Origin of the sequence: Klebsiella sp. X13, assembly GCF_003323835.1 — a bacterium.
Lineage (GTDB): Bacteria > Pseudomonadota > Gammaproteobacteria > Enterobacterales > Enterobacteriaceae > Klebsiella > Klebsiella ornithinolytica.
In genome coordinates this window covers 1,206,644-1,225,072 of sequence record NZ_CP030874.1, presented here as the reverse complement: position 1 = coordinate 1,225,072, position 18,429 = coordinate 1,206,644, and the positions used below count along the sequence as shown (strand labels likewise).

18 protein-coding genes and 2 pseudogenes are annotated in these 18,429 nt (G+C 54.3%); 15 read left to right on the top strand and 5 right to left on the bottom strand.

Annotated features, from left to right (window positions below; all coding sequences use genetic code 11):
- Positions 1–9 precede the first annotated feature (9 nt).
- The 9 genes and pseudogenes from DSD31_RS06025 to DSD31_RS05980 all read left to right on the top strand — a co-directional run bounded on the left by DSD31_RS06025 (position 10) and on the right by DSD31_RS05980 (position 6,815).
- Entirely contained in the window at positions 10–468 is a 459-nt protein-coding gene (locus DSD31_RS06025) for an antirestriction protein (protein ID WP_064411435.1), read from the top strand.
- A gap of 8 nt (positions 469–476) precedes the next feature.
- Positions 477–959 carry a JAB domain-containing protein gene (locus DSD31_RS06020; protein ID WP_058649301.1) on the top strand — a complete coding sequence of 161 codons (483 nt, stop codon included), beginning with the start codon at positions 477–479 and terminating at the stop codon, positions 957–959.
- 8 nt (positions 960–967) lie between these two features.
- The gene (locus DSD31_RS06015) at positions 968–1,189 is read left to right on the top strand and encodes a DUF987 domain-containing protein (protein ID WP_113990884.1); all 222 of its coding nucleotides are present in this window, start codon (positions 968–970) and stop codon (positions 1,187–1,189) included.
- Positions 1,190–1,207: 18 nt separating this feature from the next.
- Complete coding sequence (locus tag DSD31_RS06010; RefSeq protein WP_113990883.1) at positions 1,208–1,525, top strand: type IV toxin-antitoxin system YeeU family antitoxin; 318 nt, start codon at positions 1,208–1,210, stop codon at positions 1,523–1,525.
- 20 nt (positions 1,526–1,545) lie between these two features.
- The gene (locus DSD31_RS06005; protein ID WP_063844052.1) at positions 1,546–1,875 is read left to right on the top strand and encodes a TA system toxin CbtA family protein; all 330 of its coding nucleotides are present in this window, start codon (positions 1,546–1,548) and stop codon (positions 1,873–1,875) included.
- A gap of 380 nt (positions 1,876–2,255) precedes the next feature.
- Positions 2,256–2,401: pseudogene (locus DSD31_RS06000) on the top strand (integrase core domain-containing protein); the annotation flags it as partial.
- A 732-nt stretch (positions 2,402–3,133) separates the two neighbouring features.
- The gene (locus DSD31_RS05990) at positions 3,134–4,321 is read left to right on the top strand and encodes an ROK family transcriptional regulator (RefSeq protein ID WP_004866608.1); all 1,188 of its coding nucleotides are present in this window, start codon (positions 3,134–3,136) and stop codon (positions 4,319–4,321) included.
- Positions 4,322–4,356: 35 nt separating this feature from the next.
- Entirely contained in the window at positions 4,357–5,634 is a 1,278-nt protein-coding gene (locus DSD31_RS05985; protein WP_113990881.1) for a hypothetical protein, read from the top strand.
- Between the two features lie 17 nt (positions 5,635–5,651).
- Positions 5,652–6,815: an MFS transporter gene (locus tag DSD31_RS05980; protein WP_004866618.1), complete on the top strand. Its 1,164-nt coding sequence runs from the start codon at positions 5,652–5,654 to the stop codon at positions 6,813–6,815.
- Between the two features lie 69 nt (positions 6,816–6,884).
- Here DSD31_RS05980 and DSD31_RS05975 read toward each other — a convergent pair.
- Positions 6,885–7,007: pseudogene (locus tag DSD31_RS05975) on the bottom strand (SAM-dependent methyltransferase); the annotation flags it as partial.
- Positions 7,008–7,119: 112 nt separating this feature from the next.
- Here DSD31_RS05975 and uraH point away from each other — a divergent pair.
- Entirely contained in the window at positions 7,120–7,521 is a 402-nt protein-coding gene (gene uraH / locus DSD31_RS05970) for a hydroxyisourate hydrolase (RefSeq protein WP_004866621.1), read from the top strand.
- A gap of 419 nt (positions 7,522–7,940) precedes the next feature.
- Here uraH and DSD31_RS05965 read toward each other — a convergent pair whose 3' ends face one another.
- A complete protein-coding gene (locus DSD31_RS05965; RefSeq protein WP_004866624.1) occupies positions 7,941–8,294 on the bottom strand; it encodes a helix-turn-helix domain-containing protein in 354 nt (117 codons plus the stop codon).
- Between the two features lie 333 nt (positions 8,295–8,627).
- Between DSD31_RS05965 and DSD31_RS05960 the strand changes: the two genes are divergently transcribed.
- Together DSD31_RS05960 and oqxB are read left to right on the top strand one after the other, a co-directional pair.
- The gene (locus DSD31_RS05960) at positions 8,628–9,803 is read left to right on the top strand and encodes an efflux RND transporter periplasmic adaptor subunit (RefSeq protein WP_015585913.1); all 1,176 of its coding nucleotides are present in this window, start codon (positions 8,628–8,630) and stop codon (positions 9,801–9,803) included.
- Between the two features lie 23 nt (positions 9,804–9,826).
- Complete coding sequence (oqxB, locus tag DSD31_RS05955) at positions 9,827–12,979, top strand: multidrug efflux RND transporter permease subunit OqxB (RefSeq protein ID WP_015585912.1); 3,153 nt, start codon at positions 9,827–9,829, stop codon at positions 12,977–12,979.
- Between the two features lie 381 nt (positions 12,980–13,360).
- Here the strand turns inward: oqxB and DSD31_RS05950 are convergent, their stop codons facing one another.
- The 3 genes from DSD31_RS05950 to DSD31_RS05940 form a co-directional block, all read right to left on the bottom strand.
- On the bottom strand, positions 13,361–13,840 hold the full coding sequence (locus DSD31_RS05950; RefSeq protein WP_004866631.1) for an RrF2 family transcriptional regulator: 480 nt from the start codon (positions 13,838–13,840) through the stop codon (positions 13,361–13,363).
- Positions 13,841–14,025: 185 nt separating this feature from the next.
- The gene (locus DSD31_RS05945; RefSeq protein ID WP_004866634.1) at positions 14,026–14,373 is read right to left on the bottom strand and encodes a DUF6404 family protein; all 348 of its coding nucleotides are present in this window, start codon (positions 14,371–14,373) and stop codon (positions 14,026–14,028) included.
- A gap of 130 nt (positions 14,374–14,503) precedes the next feature.
- Positions 14,504–15,415 carry a LysR family transcriptional regulator gene (locus DSD31_RS05940; protein WP_004866636.1) on the bottom strand — a complete coding sequence of 304 codons (912 nt, stop codon included), beginning with the start codon at positions 15,413–15,415 and terminating at the stop codon, positions 14,504–14,506.
- A gap of 112 nt (positions 15,416–15,527) precedes the next feature.
- On the opposite strand from DSD31_RS05940, the gene speB reads away from it, so the two are divergent.
- The 3 genes from speB to DSD31_RS05925 are packed head-to-tail and all read left to right on the top strand — an operon-like array spanning position 15,528 to position 18,427.
- Positions 15,528–16,478 (top strand): agmatinase, encoded by a 951-nt coding sequence (speB, locus tag DSD31_RS05935; protein WP_004866639.1) that lies wholly within the window; start codon positions 15,528–15,530, stop codon positions 16,476–16,478.
- Between the two features lie 12 nt (positions 16,479–16,490).
- Positions 16,491–17,351 (top strand): sugar phosphate isomerase/epimerase family protein, encoded by an 861-nt coding sequence (locus tag DSD31_RS05930; protein ID WP_015585911.1) that lies wholly within the window; start codon positions 16,491–16,493, stop codon positions 17,349–17,351.
- On the top strand, positions 17,351–18,427 hold the full coding sequence (locus tag DSD31_RS05925) for an isopenicillin N synthase family dioxygenase (RefSeq protein ID WP_004866646.1): 1,077 nt from the start codon (positions 17,351–17,353) through the stop codon (positions 18,425–18,427). Before DSD31_RS05930 ends, DSD31_RS05925 begins: the two co-directional genes overlap by 1 nt.
- Positions 18,428–18,429: the final 2 nt, after the last annotated feature.

Below are 18,429 nucleotides of genomic sequence, written 5' to 3'. Positions count from 1 at the left end.
AGAATATCCATGACGACACAAACGCAATGCAAATTGATGTCCGCTAATGAACCTCAATTTGACCTTACTGCATCACCAGTACCTGACGAGCAGCGTCTCGATTTCTGGCCGCTGCACTTTGGTGCTATCACACAGTGGATAACGCTGGAATCCCGTATTTTCGCCTGGATGGAACGCTTCTGTGATGAGTACAGCGGTGGTATCTGGTCCTTTTACACGCTCAGCAATGGCGGCGCGTTTATGGCTCCTGATGCTGACAGTGACGACAAATGGCATCTTTTCAACAGCATGAACGGTAATGGTGCGCAAATGAGCGCAGAAGCCGCAGGTATTGCTATCTGCCTGATTGAATACAGCCATCACGCCTGTCGCACCGAATGCGATGCCATGACGGAGCACTATTACCGCCTGCGGGATTACGCCCTGCAGCACCCTGAATCCCACGCCATTTTTCGCATTATTGATTAAGGATATTCATGATAGAACAGTCACTTATCCCACAGGCTCCGGCACTTCCACTGACCGCACAACGTACGGTAAAACGCGCCTTAACCCTGCTTGACCGACACCTGCGCGAAACAGGCGTGGCATTTACCTCCACTCAGGCTGCCCGTGACTGGCTGAAACTGAAAATGGCGGGGCTGGAGCGCGAAGAGTTTATGGTGCTGTACCTGAATCAGCAGAACCAATTGATTGCCCATGAAACCCTGTTTGCCGGTTCCATTAGCAGCACCGAGGTACATCCCCGTGAGGTGGTCAAACGCGCCCTGTATTTCAATGCAGCAGCAGTGATACTGGCGCATAACCACCCCTCTGGCGATACCACGCCCAGCCAGGCAGATAAGACCATAACGCAGCGTCTGGTGCAGGCGCTTCAGCTCGTTGATATCCGTGTGCCTGACCACCTTATCGTAGGTGGTACGCAGATATTATCGTTCGCTGAACACGGTCTGCTTTGAGGTATGACATGAAAATTATCAGTAAACGCCGGGCGATGACGATTTACCGTCAGCACCCGGCCTTCCGCATTTTTCGATACTGCACCGGCAGATACCAGTGGCATGGCAGTGTCTGTCATTACACCGGTAAGGTAGTTCCTGACATTCCCGGCGTGCTGGCGGTATACGCCGAACGCCGCCAGGACCGCAACGGGCCCTATGCCTGTCTGATGAGTATCACTCTGAACTGACAATAAAGGTGGTTATAAATGAGCAACATTACATGGGGCCTGCAGCGGGATACCACGCCGCGTCTGGGAGCCCGTCTGGTACAGGAGGGCAACCGGCTGTACTATCTGGCTGACCGGGCCAGTATCACCGGTAAATTCAGTGACGCTGAATGCCGGAAGCTGGATGAAACATTCCCGCACTTTATCAGCCAGATGGAATCGATGCTGACCACTGTTGAAATGAATCCCCGCCATGCCCACTGTGTCACCCTGTACCACAACGGTTTCACCTGCGAAGCCGACACTCTTGGCAGTTGCGGCTATGTATACATCGCCGTCTATCCCACTCAACGCTAACGAATTTCACGAGAGCAAACATGAAAACTCTACCTGCTACAATTTCGCGGGCGACGAAGCCCTGTCTGTCGCCCGTGGCTGTCTGGCAAATGTTACTGACACGCCTGCTGGAACAACACTATGGCCTGACGCTAAACGACACGCCGTTCAGTGATAAAACAGTTATTCAGGAACATATTGATGCTGGAGTATCGCTCAGCGATGCGGTGAACTTTCTGGTAGAAAAATACGAGCTTGTCCGTATCGACCGGAAGGCGTTTTCGTGGCAAGAACAAACCCCGTATATTTCCGTAGTGGATATTCTGCGAGCAAGGCGCTCTACCGGATTGCTAAAAGCTAACGTGAAATAAACGCTTAAATACAGAGCAGACTAAAGGAAAGCAAAATGCTAATCTCACAGACGAAGAAACTTCTGCTGTAACCTCCCCTCCCCCGAAAAAAACCTGACATTTTCTTTTAGGACCAACAATGGGACCAAAGTGAAAATTGAACTGAACATTACTAGCGATTAAACAATAAGTTATGGTACCAATTCAGACTCCGCCAGCCCCAAAATTCTCCATCGGTGATTACCAGAGTCATCCGATGAAGTCCTGAGAGCCCGCACGGCGTAAGCCCTGCGGGCTTTTTTGTGCCCTCAGTTTGTCCCGCGAAGTCCGAAGAGAACTCATTAAATCCGAACCTTTTAGGCACCTCATAAAGCTTTCTTGTTTTTGAGGTATGAACCGCCACAGACAACGAACTGGTCGAGCCATTTAATGGTAGCCTTCGCGATGAATGTCTGAATGTGCACTGGTTCCTGTCCCCGAAGATGCTCAAGAGAGGATCGACTGCTGGCAACATGAATATAACCAACAACGCCCCTGTTCATCATAAAATAACCAGACACCAGAGGAATTTATCCGGAGTCTGCAAAAAGATCCGGATCTCTGATGTAGCACTGAACTGATTTTGGGCCAGGGTCATAAAGCGGGTGATAACATTTTGCTTTGTCTTGGTTCAGTTAACAGGGATGAAACGGCATTTGATGAAGCTTCGCGTTCCATACCGGGGCGCAAAAACGCTCAGCGGTATCTGGACCCTGACGCGGGAATACATCAATGCATCGGCCAAATACTGGAGCGGTTTCAGGCTGAAAACCTGGCCATGACGTGGAGCCGCAGAGTCATTACTTCTCTGCACGGGGATGCCAAATGGTCTAAAAGAAGCCTGACTATGCGAAAGCTGGATGCGTTACCCATGCAAATTAATGAAATAACTGGCTGATAAACCTCATTTCATTAAGTGAGCTTTCATCATTTTCGGCTTTAGCAGCCATGACGGTTCACAGGATGATTTCAGGAACCGTGCGCAGATATTCCGCTACTCTTACCATAGGTAATTGATTAAAAAACGTTCGTTCGGTGACTTACCCCGCGACTCTCATATCAGCCCGACAATCGCCTCCTCCTCATTATGTGATCCCTTTCATAAAATATACAAAGCAAACTATATGATCAAAAATAACGCTTTATAAGCCGCTTAAAAAAGATGTAATGTGTTTTTAACGAGCTAAATAAGCATTTTTTCGATTAATTAGTTTAGTTTACAAACTAAAGGAATGGCACTTTGAAGCTGAATGTTCCCAACACCTTAAGGCAGATGAATGCCTCCGTAGTCCTCAACGTCATCCGTGAGAACTCCCCCCTTTCTCGCGCCCAGATAGCCAAGGTTACTGGTATCACTAAAGCAACGATTTCTGAAATCGTGAGCGATCTGCTGGAAGAGAAAATTATCTATGAGAGCGGCGTCAGCGAAGACGCCGGCCTGGGGCGCAAAGGTATTCTGGTTAACTTTGATCCCAACCATGGGCTCGGTATCGGCATTGATTTAGGTGGAACTAAAATCACCTTCTCACTCTTTAATCTCAATGCGGAGCTGCTGGCGCAGCATCAGGAGTCGACCTATGACGTCACAACCCGTCGGGAATTTCTCGATCTGTTCAGCGCCAGTATTGAGTCATTTATTGAACAGAATCATATACCTCGTGACAAGCTAAAAGTGATCGGCATCGCCACACCGGGCATCGTTGATTATCGCAGCGGAACGGTTCTGGAAGGTTCCCCTAACCTGCCTGAGTGGGACAACATTCCGCTTGCCGATGAATTAAACGCGCGCCTGAATATCAGAGTGGTGCTGGAAAACGATATTCGCGCAGCGCTGATCGGCGAAATGTGGAAAGGAAAATGTCGCCACGTTCATAGCGCCGCGCTTATTGGTATTGGCACCGGGCTGGGATCGGCGCTGCTGATGGATGGAAAAATTATCCGGGGCATCAATAATGCTGCCGGTGAAATTGGCTATATGCTCTTCGAACGCAACCATCTGACTCAGAACTGGAAAAATAAGGGCTGCTTCGAAAATTACTGCTCCGGCTCCGGACTCAAAGAGAGAATGTCCGCGCTAAGCGGCCAAAGCATGAACGCCCATGAAATACTTATCGCCGCCGCCCAGGGTGAAACACTACCCGCTATGTTGCTGGAGGAGATGGCGGACTACTTAACCATCGGCATTCTCAACATGGTGACAATAGCCAACCTTGAGAAAGTCATTCTTACGGGTGGTGTCTCGCAATCCGCTGAACTCTTCATGCCAAGAGTACAGGCCAATCTCGACAGGCATCTGTTTGCCAATACCCGTGTATCCGTCGAACTTTCTGAATTAAAAGAAAAAGCACCGCTATACGGAATGGCTATGCTGGCGCTCCATGCGGTCTACCCATCGATTCAATTTATGCCGGACACACAGCTTATCTAAATACCACCAGCAGCCAGAACAATGAGGAGCCGAAAATGGCCGGGATCCATCTACACCCACACGATATTCTTGATGAAGGCGTCGACTCAATACTTGAACGTATTACTAAAATGAACGGCGTCGACCGCCTCTTTGTTGAGGTCAACACGATTTTTGAACGCAACCCTTACCCCACGGGCCGCCTGCCGCACAATCCGAAACATGAATTTGTGCAAGGCACCGCCACGCTGCATGTCAAACTCGATTTGCCCCCACTGCGGCTGAATCAGCGCGTCGATCCCACTATTGTTGCGGAGTCCGATCCTCTGCGGGATCTGAAGCAGGCAACCGATAGCGGTCCTTATAAAGTGATCCCCTGGGTTAATATTCTCAACGGCGATTTTGCCGGACAGATCGAAAACAATCAGGTGATCGATTTTCGCGGCACCCCGGTTGAACACTGGCTATGTCCTAATGGCCCGGACGTTATTGAACTCTGGATAGCGACTTTCAGCGCTATCAAGGCACAGTATGGTTATTCGACTTTCCTGATTGACCGCATCCGCTATCCCGACTGGGCGGGTAAGAGCGTCAGCCCCAGAGGATTATTCACCTGTTTCTGTCCGCACTGTCAGAGCGAAATGACCCGGACAGGCATCAATGTCGAGGCGGTACGCCAACGTCTGGAAACCCTGGCGGCTCACATGCGCTCCGGCGAGTACGAGGCGACGGTCGATGCCTTATTAAATGACGAGCTCCTGCAGCGCTGGATGGCGTTTCGCCAGCATAGCGTCTCTCGCTTTGTACAGAACCTGCTGGCCGGAATCAGCGACAGGGAAGCCGGGGAAAGCGAACTTTGGCTCGATCTCTGGCCACCAGCCTATTCCTGGATCTTAGGTCAGGACTATCAGTCACTGACTCGTTCCTCTAAGGTCCTGAAACACTTCCCCTACCATAAGCTCGGCGGCGGCGCGGACGTTCAGGGACTCATTGAATATTTCGCCAACGATGACGCCCAGCGTGAAAGCGCCTTTCGCGGCTTTATGCGCCTGTTCAACCTGCCCTACGACATCACATATCAACAGTTCAAAGCAGAAGGTTTCCCGATTGAATTTGTAAAACAGCAAAACAATCTGGTGCGTGAAAAATCGCAGCCGGGCACCTTCATTTACAGCGGAATTCAGATGTGGAACCTGCCTCCGGCAGCGCTCCTGGAAGCGATTAATGCAGCAGAACAGAGCGACTGCGACGATCTGCTCTATTACTGCTACGGCTGGGCGGAGCAGTCGCTTTTCGACGCCGCAGGCAACCATTACCAAAAGCCCATTTGCTAATACAGGGGAAATTCACAATGGCTAACCAACAAAAATGGAAAGTATTTTTCCTGCTGTTCGTCACCATGTTCCTTCTTGGCGGCATACAGAACACCAAAGGTCTGATACTTGAGCAGGTCCAGCACGATATCAATCTCAACATGGGTCAGATAGGCACACTGATCATGTTCTTCCAGATAGGCTTTCTGGTCGCCAGTCTGCTCACCGGCTACTTTACCGATAAAAAAGGGCTGAAGATCATGATGCTGATTGGCTCGCTGATGATGGCCGTTGGTCTGGTCGGCACCAGCCTGGCATTCAGCGTGCTGCTGTTTTTCGGCTTCTATTTGATTGTCGGCCTGGGCATCGGCTCGATGCTGGTCTCCATCATTACCGTTATCCCGACCTTCTACAAAGAAAAAGCCGGCATGATGTTCAACGTTTCCAACGCCATGTTCGGCGTGGGGATGATCGCCACTCCGCTGATTTTACAGCAGCTTTTCTCTCATCATGTCTCATGGCGCCTGTTCTATGTCGGGATTGCCATTATTGTTGCGATTATCATTCTGGTCCTCAGCAGCCTGAAGCTGGAAAAAGCGCAGGGGATGGACATGCAGCTCTCTGATTTTGTCCATATCCTTGGCCAGAGACGCCTGATGCTGGTGATTGGCTTTATCCTGTTCTACGTCGCCGCCGAAGCCGCTTTCCTGAACTTTTTCCCGATATTCTACAGCTCGCTGGATATTGCTGGCGCGTCTGCGGAAGACAAGATGGTGACGGCCGCCTATGTCATATCCAGTTTTGCCATGCTATTCACCGTCGGCCGCTTTATCGGCGGGTTTATCAACCTGAAGCTGGGTGACCGCAAAACCTTAATCCTGTTTTCTCTGTTCTCGCTGATTGCCATTATTGCCAGCCGCTACTTTGCCAGCCAATTTGTCTACCTGTTTATGGTGTTTGGTTTCGCTATGTCGGTGCTGTTCCCTACGGCCTCCGCCGTGGCGACGAAGCTCACCGATAAAAGCGGCTCGACCATGGGATTGATTTACGTCGCCTCAGGAATGGGGGGAGCCTTTGCTGGCTGGCTGATAGGCCAGGTATCCCAGATGTATGGCGTCTCGCTGGGCTTCAACTTGATTATCGCTTTTGTGGCGATCTTCTTTGTACTGACTTTGTTTGTTAAAGAGAACCCACAAAACTAAGCGAGCTCCTCCGGCATAGCCTTCTGCTATGCCGGGTATTTGACACAACGGCTGAATCTGAGCCCCCAGCCAATACTCTCGCGTATAGGTGGTATGGTTTTTTGCCGCAATCGTCAGCTCCGTCCGCACCTCTGACGCAAATTCATCGCCCGGGTTTTCCTCTAACCAGCGGCGCATGGTGAGCCATTTAGCCACCTATCCTTGCTGATATTACCTGCTAATTAATAACAAAAAGTTTAATTTTATTTCCCGCCACGCTGACTATAGTTGAGACAAATTCACTTGCTAATTAAGGTCACCGAACGTGAAGTCACTTATCGCATCCATTATTTCATTGCTGAGTTTCAGCGCGCTTGCCGCACCAGAAGGGACATTAAGCGTACATATTCTCAACCAGCAGACAGGGCTGCCTTCTCAGGGGGTACAGGTTGAACTCGATAAGCAGCAAGGCAGTAGTTGGCAGCATATCGCTAGCGGTAAAACGGACGCTGATGGCCGTATCAAGACACTCTATCCGCGGGCAGATAATATGGAGCCGGGAATCTATAAAGTGACATTTAAAACGGGAGAGTATTTTAAAATTAATAATATGAGCACCTTCTTCCCCGTCATTCCAGTTATTTTTAATGTAACGAAACAGAACCAAAAGCTGCATATCCCGCTGTTGTTAAGCCAGTATGGCTACTCCACCTATCGCGGCAGCTAATTGTATTGGGTCACGCTAGAATTGCCGTGTTGAAACAGAAGATAGCGGGAGTGTGTGTATAGCGTCGTGAATTTCTGGGCTCACCTGCCTTGTGCGACGCTGCCAGCATTAACATCACCCTGAATAAAACCAGCTAAAATGATCACTCACTCTTGAGGAATGAGAGCAAACGATGAAAACGACCAAACCCCGACTGAATACGCCGATCGATAATCTGGCCTCCTGATTGGCGAGAATAGCCTGCTGACGCGTACAGCACGTGAGGGGCTGGTTCTTACACTCACGGCCATGAGCGTCTAAAAGTCCGGGTCAGCATAAAAAGCGCGTCTCCGGCAACCAGACAGCCGCCGGCAGAGAAAAAGAAGCGCACACTCGCCTGCCGTTAAGCCGGCACTTCCTGATGAAATCCCGCCCCACTATCAGCCTGGACGCTGGCACGATGGAGCCATTCCCATGCTGCGGCGCCAGACCCCCGGCGCCTGGCCATACTGGCGCTTGAAGCTGCGATTGAAGGATTGCTGGGAGTCAAAACCCAACGCGATGGCCACGTTGAGGATCGGTTCGTCGCTACGGGTTAAGCGCTCAAGCGATTTTTGCAGCTTCCGGGCGCGGATGTATTCGCCAATGGGATGACCGGTATGCTCTTTGAATATCCGCTGAAGATGCCATTTTGAATAGCCTGCCCGCCTGGAGACCGTGTCAATATCGAGGCGGCTTTCAAGGTTATTATCAATCCAGTCAAGTAAATCATGTATAAAAGCGCCAGTGTTCATGTCGGGTTCCCCTGGGCTGTTAATAAAAGTATCTTTATCTAATACATTTAAAAGTGACCTGCTTTTGCATAAATTGCAAGTTTTATTGTTACATTAAAATCCCTGCCTGAAATGTGTCTTTTCCGCTCAACGGAAACAGCACATAAAGTGCAACAATTATTCTTGCACTTAGTTAAGCGCCTTCCTACAATCGCCGCGATAGTGTATTCGCAACTGTTACAGTTTTGTGGCGATGAACGACACAAATGGCCTTAAGCCAGACCGGACATAGGAAGTCGCGCAGCGCCCTTCGCTGCGTCTTGCCCGGCGGCAACAATTACCGGAATAAAAATAATGAGCCTGCAAAAAACCTGGGTTAACTTTTATCTGCGCGGACTGGGGAGCGCGGTCATCGCCATGCTGCTTGCCAGCTGCGATAACAGCGCGGCGCAAAACGCCGCCCCGCAAGCCCCTGCCGTCAGCGCCGCTGACGTGGTGGTGAAATCCATTAGCCAGTGGGACAGCTTTAACGGTCGAATTGAAGCGGTAGAAAGCGTTCAGCTCCGTCCACGCGTCTCCGGCTACATTGAAAAAGTGAACTACACCGACGGCCAGGAAGTGAAAAAGGGCGAGGTGCTATTCACTATTGATGACAGAACCTATCGCGCCGCCCTCGAGCAGGCGCAGGCAACGCTGGCACGAGCCAAAACACAGGCCAGCCTGGCGCGCAGCGAGGCCAGTCGTACCGACAAATTAATCCACACCAACGTGGTATCCCGCGAAGAGTGGGAGCAGCGTCGTTCGGCCGCAACCCAGGCGCAAGCCGACATCCAGGCCGCGCAGGCAGCCGTTGATGCCGCTCAGCTTAACCTTGACTTCACCAAAGTGACCGCCCCTATCGATGGCCGTGCCAGCCGCGCGCTGATCACCAGCGGTAATCTCGTGACCGCAGGTGACAGCGCCAGCGTGCTGACAACGGTGGTCTCGCAGAAGACGGTCTACGTCTATTTTGATGTCGACGAATCGACCTACCTTCACTATCAAAACCTCGCCCGTAGCGGCCAGGGGGCGGCCAGCAATCATCTTGCGCTGCCGGTTGAAATTGGTCTTGTCGGTGAGGACGGCTACCCCCATCAGGGGAAAGTGGATTTCCTTGATAATCAGCTAACGCCGAGCACCGGTACTATCCGAATGCGCGCGCTGCTGGATAACACCCAACGTCAGTTCATACCGGGCCTGTTTGCCCGCGTGCGCCTGCCGGGCAGCGCCGAATTCCAGGCCACGCTGATCGACGACAAAGCGGTCCTGACCGATCAGGATCGGAAATACGTCTATATCGTTGATAAAGATGGTAAAGCGCAGCGCCGTGATATCAAGCCAGGTCGCCTGGCCGCCGGTTTACGCATCGTCCAGCAGGGGCTGAATCCTGGCGATAAAGTCATCGTCGAGGGTTTACAAAAAGTGTTTATGCCCGGGATGCCGGTTAACGCGAAAACCGTGGCGATGACCACCCGCACTGCCCTCAACTGATCCCTTACCAGAGAATCCGACGCATGGACTTTTCCCGCTTTTTTATCGACAGGCCAATTTTCGCCGCGGTGCTGTCGATTTTGATTTTTATTACCGGGCTCATCGCCATCCCGCTGCTGCCGGTCAGCGAATACCCTGACGTCGTACCGCCGAGTGTGCAGGTACGCGCGGAGTATCCGGGCGCCAACCCGAAAGTGATCGCCGAGACCGTGGCGACGCCGCTGGAAGAAGCGATCAACGGCGTCGAAAACATGATGTACATGAAGTCCGTCGCCGGCTCCGACGGCGTACTGGTTACCACCGTCACCTTCCGTCCTGGCACCGACCCCGATCAGGCGCAGGTTCAGGTACAAAACCGGGTATCACAGGCCGAAGCGCGTCTGCCGGAAGATGTACGCCGTCTGGGGATCACCACCCAGAAACAGTCGCCGACGCTCACCCTGGTGGTGCATCTGTTTTCGCCCAACGGAAAATACGATTCGCTGTATATGCGTAACTACGCCACCTTAAAAGTGAAGGACGAACTGGCGCGCCTGCCCGGCGTCGGCCAAATCCAGATTTTCGGTGCCGGCGAATACGCCATGCGAATCTGGCTGGATCCGAATAAGGTGGCCGCACGTGGGTTGACCGCCTCCGATGTGGTGACGGCGATGCAGGAGCAAAACGTGCAGGTGTCCGCCGGGCAGCTTGGCGCCGAGCCACTGCCGAAAGAGAGCGACTTCCTGATCTCGATTAACGCCCAGGGGCGTCTGCACACGGAAGAAGAGTTCGGCAATATCATTCTCAAAACGGCCCAGGATGGTTCGCTGGTACGCCTGCGCGACGTTGCACGCATCGAAATGGGGTCGGGCAGCTACGCGCTACGTTCCCAGCTTAACAATAAAGATGCGGTCGGGATCGGCATCTTCCAGTCGCCGGGGGCCAACGCCATTGATTTGTCGAATGCGGTACGCGCCAAAATGGACGAACTGTCCACGCGTTTCCCGGAAGACATGAAGTGGGCCGCCCCTTACGACCCCACCGTTTTTGTGCGCGACTCTATTCGCGCGGTGGTGCAAACCCTGCTCGAAGCGGTAGTGCTGGTGGTACTGGTGGTGATCCTGTTCCTGCAAACCTGGCGCGCATCAATTATTCCATTGATTGCCGTACCGGTCTCGGTGGTGGGGACGTTCGGTATTCTCTATCTGCTTGGCTTCTCGCTTAACACCCTGAGCCTGTTCGGTCTGGTTCTCGCCATTGGGATCGTGGTGGACGACGCGATTGTGGTGGTGGAAAACGTCGAGCGCAATATCGAGGAGGGGCTCGCCCCTCTGCAGGCGGCGCACCAGGCGATGCGTGAAGTTTCCGGGCCGATTATCGCCATCGCCCTGGTGCTGTGCGCGGTGTTCGTACCGATGGCCTTCCTCTCCGGCGTAACCGGGCAGTTCTATAAACAGTTTGCGGTGACGATCGCGATTTCGACGGTGATCTCGGCCATCAACTCGCTGACCCTCTCCCCGGCGCTGGCGGCCCTGCTGCTGAAGCCGCACGGCGCGCCAAGAGATCTCCCGACCCGGCTTATCGATCGCCTGTTCGGCTGGCTGTTCCGCCCGTTTAACCGCTTTTTCCATCGCAGCTCGCACGGTTACCAGGGGCTGGTTGGCAAAACGCTCGGACGACGTGGCGCCGTGTTTATTGTTTACCTGCTGCTGCTCGGCGCCGCCGGGGTGATGTTTAAAGCCGTGCCGGGCGGGTTTATTCCCACCCAGGACAAGCTCTACCTGATTGGCGGCGTGAAAATGCCGGAAGGTTCTTCGCTGGCCCGCACCGACGCGGTCATCCGTAAAATGAGCGAAATCGGGATGAACACTGAAGGCGTGGATTATGCGGTGGCGTTTCCAGGACTTAACGCGCTGCAATTCACCAATACGCCGAACACCGGTACGGTATTTTTTGGCCTGAAGCCGTTCGATCAGCGTAAACATTCTGCGGCGGAAATTAACGCCGAGATCAATGCCAAAATCGCGCAAATCCAGGAAGGCTTTGGCTTCTCAATCCTGCCGCCGCCGATTCTCGGCCTCGGCCAGGGGTCCGGTTACTCGCTGTATATTCAGGATCGAGGGGGCTTAGGCTACGGTGCGCTACAAACGGCGGTGAATACCCTGTCCGGGGCAATCATGCAAACGCCGGGAATGCACTTCCCTATTTCAACCTACCAGGCAAACGTACCGCAGCTGGATGTGCAGGTCGATCGCGACAAGGCGAAAGCGCAGGGGGTATCGCTGACCGATCTGTTCGGTACGCTGCAAACCTACCTGGGATCATCTTATGTGAACGACTTTAACCAGTTCGGCCGAACCTGGCGCGTCATGGCGCAGGCCGACGGGCCGTTCCGCGACAGCGTGGAGGATATTGCCAATCTGCGCACCCGGAATAACCAGGGTGAAATGGTGCCGATCGGCAGTATGGTCAATATCAGCACGACCTACGGGCCGGATCCGGTGATCCGCTACAACGGCTATCCGGCGGCGGATCTGATCGGCGACGCCGATCCTCGGGTACTCTCTTCCGCTCAGGCGATGACCAAACTGGCCGCGATGTCCGGCCAGCTGCTGCCGAATGGTATGAACATCGAATGGACGGATCTGAGCTTTCAGCAGGCCACCCAGGGCAACACGGCGCTGATTGTCTTCCCGGTGGCGGTTCTTCTGGCGTTCCTGGTGCTGGCGGCGCTGTATGAAAGCTGGACGCTGCCGCTGGCGGTGATCCTCATTGTTCCGATGACTCTGCTCTCCGCCCTGTTCGGCGTCTGGCTCACCGGCGGCGATAATAACGTCTTCGTGCAGGTTGGACTGGTGGTGTTGATGGGGCTGGCTTGTAAAAACGCCATCCTGATTGTTGAGTTTGCTCGCGAGCTGGAAATTCAGGGGAAAGGGATCATGGAAGCCGCGCTGGAAGCCTGCCGCCTGCGTCTGCGTCCAATCGTGATGACCTCCATCGCCTTTATTGCCGGAACAATTCCGCTGATCCTCGGCCACGGAGCGGGCGCAGAAGTGCGCGGCGTCACCGGGATTACGGTGTTCTCCGGGATGCTCGGCGTGACGCTGTTTGGTCTGTTCCTGACGCCGGTGTTCTACGTCACGCTGCGTAAGCTGGTCACACGCGGTAAACCGGCGCTGGAAGCGCAGCCTGAATAGGTCACAACAAAAAAACCGCCTTCTGGATGAAGGCGGAGACGGGTGACAAATCTGTTTTGAACACTGCGCGCGCGTTTTGCCGGGTGGCGGCTGACGCCTGACCCGGCCTACAAAACCCGTAATATCAGACGATGAGACAATCTCTGTTGGCCAACAAAACCCGCACTAGCAAACGATGAGACAATCTCTGCTGGTCAACAAAACCCGTAATATCAGACGATGAGATAATCTCTGCTGGCCAACAAAACCCGCACTATCAAACGATGAGATAATCTCTGTAGGCCCGCGCAAGCGAAGCGCCGCCGGGCAATGTAGGAAGCTCGTTTATTATCAACAACCTATGCCTTCTGAGTGAAGGCATTTTTTGTGCTGAAGGCAGGATTAATGCGTTTTTTTATACAGGCTATCCAGTTCTGGCAGCAGCTCGCAGCCGCTGGTATCGCCTTTTTTGACCTTTTCCAGCGCGCTTGCCACGGTATGGCGAGCTAACACATCCAGCGAAGCCTGCTCTGCTTCGTCGGCGATAGACTTGAAGTACCAGCAGGCGTTGGCGCTGACCACGCAGCGGGCCGGCACATCGGGCCGCGACGCCCACAGCTTTTTATCTTCAATCACCGACACGTAGATATCGCGCAGGGTGATGCTCTCCGCCGGGCGACCAAGGTGGATGGAACCGTTGCGTCCCAGCGTGGAGACAATAATACCGTCACGGGTGAGCGGCACCATTAATTTGCGGATAAAGCTCGGGTTGGCTTCCAGGCCGTAGGCCAGAATCGCACTCGTCGAACGTTGACCCAACTGCTCCGCCATCGCTACGCTGAGAACCATCTGCAAAGCTGTCGGGAAGCGATAATCTAACATTTTATCTTCCTGGGTTGCGGTGAATCTTGTTCTTTTTGGCACCGCAGAGGTGAATAAGCAATGAACAACAATATAACAAATACGGTCATTTTTTTGAAGCAATCTGCGCGCGACCCGTTGCGTAAAAGACACTTTCCGCACCACACACATCGCCATCCAGGGTATTTAACCGCCCACGTTTATCGCTAAAGACGATCCCAGTCCGGCAGCTTGTTGGCACGCTTACGCCAGGCATGAAATAGTGCCATCAAAAAGCCGAATAAGCCTCCGGCAGTCACGCTGGCAAACAGCGCGTCAAGGGCGCTATAGCCTTCACTTTGCCAGGTGCTGAACCACATAAAAACGCCCCATAAACAGCCAAACCAGGCGGCGAAGAACAGCATATTGCGCCAGAACGGGGCAAACGGCGGCGGCGGCATTTTACCGCCGACTTTCCAGAAAAGACGCAGCAGCGGAGGCGCATAGTTGCTCCGCCACATCTTTTTCTCTTCCATCAGCGCAATCGCTTTTTTCTTCTTCTCTTCAAATGCCATCGTTCAGCTCCTTCCTCTGGAGATAAATAATGCCTGTTAAGGGTGTTCAATATTCAGCCACAGACCCGAAAAAACAGCAATACTCAACATTTGCCTTGCTGCGCTCCGGAGGGCCAGACTGTCACCGCCCTCAATAATTCCACTTCGGCCTGGCCACCGTATTCTTCTTCAGTAAATTGCGGAACTCTTTCAGATAGGGCTCGTTGCTGCGCCCGCGTTTGCAGATCGCCGAAAACGGCGACTGGAAGCCAAATTCGTTAGGCAGCAGCACCCGCAGCCGGTTCTCCTTGATCCACGGCCAGGCATAATGCTCAGGGAGATAGCCGATATATTTTCCTGAAAGAATCAGCAGCAGCTGCGCATCGACGGTTTCCACGGTGGCGCTGCCTTTACTGAAACCGCGCCGCCGCAGGTCGCTGGTATTCCAGTAGCTACGGGTCACCAGCGGACACTGGCTGATGTGGTCTTTATCGAGCTGGCGGCTGAAAAACATCGGATGAAGATCGCTGCAGTAGAGCCAGTGCTGCTCGCGATAGAGCGGCTCGCTGATAATGTTATGCACCTGGGAGTTGTAGCTGCCGATCGCCAGATCGATATGGTTGTTCAGCACGCCGTTCAGCTGCTCCGCCGGGGTGCGGATAATCAGCTTGATATGCACATGGGGAAACTTATCGCTGAAGCTACGCAGCACCACCGGCAGCGACAGCGCGGTTTCAGTTTCAATCGAGTCCAGCGTTGAAATACAAATCGTGCCGCTGTGCTCGCCTTTTAGCAGCGCCGACTGGCGCTCCAGCTCGTTCAGCTCGCTCAGCACCCGAATCGCCTGCTGTAAAAACTGCTGCCCTTTCTCGGTCAGGGCGAAGCCTCCGCGCCCGCGCTGGCACAGGCTGAACCCCAGCTGCCCTTCCAGCTGAGACATCGCGTTGCTGATCGCCGACACGGAAATCCCCAGCTCCTGCTGGGCTCTGCTATAGCTTTCCAGGCGCGCCACCGCCTCAAAAACCTGCAGCTGCCGAATGTTGAGACTGCCGTCGTTGAGCATACTTAGTTCACCAATAAATGAACTAAGTATTTACGGCAGACGATGTAAAGTCCAGCCCATCTTTCGCACTATCTCCCTGTCGAGTATTTGTGTGTCAGATTCAGGAGCTGAAATGGATAACGTCTTTCATCAACCGCAGGGTGGCAACGAGATGCCACGTTTTGGCGGCCGCGCAACGATGATGCGCCTGCCGTTTATTGAAGATTTACAGGGACTTGATGCGGCATTCGTCGGCATCCCGTTAGACATCGGTACCTCTCAGCGATCCGGCACCCGCTACGGGCCGCGCTATATCCGCACCGAATCGGTGATGATTCGCCCCTATAACATGGCAACCGGCGCGGCGCCTTTCGAATCGCTGTCGGTGGCCGACATTGGCGACGTACCGATAAATACCTACAGCCTGCTCAAATCGGTGCAGATCATCGAGGATTACTACACCGGTTTAAATAGTTTCCCGCTGATCCCGCTGACCCTTGGCGGTGACCACACCATCACCCTGCCAATCCTGCGCGCCCTGACTAAAAAACATGGCCCGGTTGGCCTGATTCATGTCGATGCGCATACCGATACCAACGATGAAATGTTTGGGGAAAAAATCGCCCACGGCACCACCTTCCGCCGCGCCGTTGAAGAGGGGCTGCTGGACCTCAAACGGGTGGTGCAGATTGGTCAGCGTGCCCAGGGTTACGCCGCCGGCGACTTCCAGTGGGGCGTCGACCAGGGCTTTCGCCTGGTACAGGCGGAGCAGTGCTGGCACAAATCCCTCGCCCCGCTGATGGCCGAAGTCCGCCAGCAGATGGGCGACGGTCCGGTCTATCTCAGTTTCGATATCGACAGTCTCGATCCCATCTGGGCGCCCGGTACCGGCACGCCGGAAGTCGGCGGCCTGACATCGATTCAGGCGCTGGAAATCGTTCGCGGCTGCCGCGGCCTGAACCTGATTGGCGGCGATCTGGTCGAGGTCTCTCCGCCCTACGACGTGAGTGGCAACACCTCCCAGCTGGCGGCAAACCTGCTGTACGAAATGCTCTGCGTCCTGCCCGGCGTGAAATACCCATAGAGGATTCGGCTCATGCAACTCACGGTTTTTCGTACGCTTTGGGGGGTCACCACCCCGTGGCAGCAAACGGTCAGCGAGCTGAAAAGCGTCGGCTGCGGCGGCATCGAAGCACGCGTACCGCTGATCCCGGAAGAGCAGCAGACGCTGGCCCGACGCCTGCAGGAATCGGCGCTGGAATATATCGCTATCGTATTCAGCGGCGGCGGCGTGATCCCCGCTCAGGCCGACACGCCCCGGCAGCATCTTGAACGCCTGAAAGGTCGTTTTGATGATGCCAAAGCGCTGAACCCTCGCTTCGTTAATCTGCTGGCCGGCAACGACCGCTGGCCGCTGGCGCAGCAGGTGGATTTTCTTGGCCAGGCCCACGAGCTGGCGGCGGCGTATGAGCTGACCTGCAGCTTTGAAACCCATCGCGCCACCTCGCTGTATAGCCCGTGGCTGACTCTCGAGATTATCCAGCAGCTGCCTGAGCTGCGGTTTACCGCCGATATCAGCCACTGGATTGTGGTGAGTGAACGTCTGCTGGATGACCCCTGCGATGATTTCAGCGCGTTTATCGACCGCGTGCACCACATTCAGGCCCGCGCTGGTTATGACCAGGGGCCGCAGGTGCCCCATCCGGCCGCGCCGGAATATCGGGCCGCGCTGCAGTTTCAACAGCGCTTCTGGCAGCAAATCTGGCACTCGCAGCGCCGGCGTGGGTATCAGCACACCACGCTGACACCCGAGTTTGGCCCCGACGGCTATCTGCATCACCTGCCGTTCACCAACGTCCCGGTGGCCGACCTGTGGTCGCTGAATGCGTGGATGGCGAAACATCAACAGCAGCATTTCGCCGAGTTTTTATCGCTAACCGAAAAGGATCTGTCGTAATGAGCGTCGCAAAAAGTTCTTTCACTGAGTTACCGACCATCGATATCAGCGATCTGGCCAGCGACAGTCTGGCAAAGCGCCAGGCCGTCGCCGACACCATCGGCAAAGCGGCGCGGGAGGTCGGTTTTTTCTATATCACCGGCCACGGCATTGCCCCTGGACTGATCGCCGGCATCCGCGCGGCGGCAAAAGCGCTCTTCGCCCTGCCGATGGAGCAAAAGATGCAGTACTACATCGGCCATTCCCGCAGCCATAAAGGCTACGTCCCCGAAGGCGAAGAGATTTACGGCTCCGGCAAACCGGACCATAAAGAGGCGTTCGATATTGGCTTCCAGGCGGCGGACGACCATCCGTTTGTGCTGGCCGGCACGCCGCTGATTGGTGCCAACGAGTGGCCGGAACTGGCGGAATTTCAATCCCGGGTACTGGCCTACTATGACGCGGTTTTCGCCCTTGGCCATCGCCTGTTTGACGCCTTCGCCCTCGCCCTTGGCCTGCCGGAAGGATATTTCAAGGCGATGGTGACCTGCCCGCCGTCGAAGCTGCGCCTGATCCACTATCCCTTTGACGCCAGCGCCGAGGATGTTCCCGGTATTGGTGCACACACCGATTACGAGTGCTTCACCCTGCTGCTCGCCGACCAGCCGGGCCTGGAAGTCCTGAACGAAGAAAGCGTCTGGATCGATGCGCCGCCGGCGAAGAGCGCCGCCGGAGAAGAGGCTTTCGTGATCAATATCGGTGACATGCTGGAAGTATTAAGCGCTGGCACATTTGTTGCTACAGCTCACCGTGTTCGCAAGGTGCCGCAGGAACGCTACTCCTTCCCGCTGTTTTTCGCCTGCGACTACCACACGCTGATTCGGCCGCTGCCCAATTTTTTAGCCGCCGGGGAAGCCAGCGACTACCAGGAATTAAGCATTGGCGAGCATATGTGGAGCCAGGCGCTGCAAACCTATCGCTACCTGCGTGAGAAAGTCACCCGCGGCGAGCTGCAGCTTCCGGAGCGCGCGCGCGGCACCAACACCTTTGGTCACCTGAAGAAACAAGCACAGCAAAAAACCGTTAATAACCCGTGAGG

Excerpts from the sequence above, each read along its gene's own strand:
- DSD31_RS05985 (WP_113990881.1), top strand. The coding sequence starts at position 4,357 with ATGGCCGGGATCCATCTACACCCACACGATATTCTTGATGAAGGCGTC.
- DSD31_RS06015 (WP_113990884.1), top strand. The coding sequence starts at position 968 with ATGAAAATTATCAGTAAACGCCGGGCGATGACGATTTACCGTCAGCAC.
- DSD31_RS06025 (WP_064411435.1), top strand. The coding sequence starts at position 10 with ATGACGACACAAACGCAATGCAAATTGATGTCCGCTAATGAACCTCAA.
- DSD31_RS06020 (WP_058649301.1), top strand. The coding sequence starts at position 477 with ATGATAGAACAGTCACTTATCCCACAGGCTCCGGCACTTCCACTGACC.
- DSD31_RS05950 (WP_004866631.1), bottom strand. The coding sequence starts at position 13,840 with ATGTTAGATTATCGCTTCCCGACAGCTTTGCAGATGGTTCTCAGCGTA.
- DSD31_RS05925 (WP_004866646.1), top strand. The coding sequence starts at position 17,351 with ATGAGCGTCGCAAAAAGTTCTTTCACTGAGTTACCGACCATCGATATC.
- DSD31_RS05965 (WP_004866624.1), bottom strand. The coding sequence starts at position 8,294 with ATGAACACTGGCGCTTTTATACATGATTTACTTGACTGGATTGATAAT.
- DSD31_RS06010 (WP_113990883.1), top strand. The coding sequence starts at position 1,208 with ATGAGCAACATTACATGGGGCCTGCAGCGGGATACCACGCCGCGTCTG.
- DSD31_RS06005 (WP_063844052.1), top strand. The coding sequence starts at position 1,546 with ATGAAAACTCTACCTGCTACAATTTCGCGGGCGACGAAGCCCTGTCTG.
- DSD31_RS05960 (WP_015585913.1), top strand. The coding sequence starts at position 8,628 with ATGAGCCTGCAAAAAACCTGGGTTAACTTTTATCTGCGCGGACTGGGG.
- DSD31_RS05980 (WP_004866618.1), top strand. The coding sequence starts at position 5,652 with ATGGCTAACCAACAAAAATGGAAAGTATTTTTCCTGCTGTTCGTCACC.
- speB (WP_004866639.1), top strand. The coding sequence starts at position 15,528 with ATGGATAACGTCTTTCATCAACCGCAGGGTGGCAACGAGATGCCACGT.
- DSD31_RS05940 (WP_004866636.1), bottom strand. The coding sequence starts at position 15,415 with ATGCTCAACGACGGCAGTCTCAACATTCGGCAGCTGCAGGTTTTTGAG.
- DSD31_RS05945 (WP_004866634.1), bottom strand. The coding sequence starts at position 14,373 with ATGGCATTTGAAGAGAAGAAGAAAAAAGCGATTGCGCTGATGGAAGAG.
- DSD31_RS05930 (WP_015585911.1), top strand. The coding sequence starts at position 16,491 with ATGCAACTCACGGTTTTTCGTACGCTTTGGGGGGTCACCACCCCGTGG.
- oqxB (WP_015585912.1), top strand. The coding sequence starts at position 9,827 with ATGGACTTTTCCCGCTTTTTTATCGACAGGCCAATTTTCGCCGCGGTG.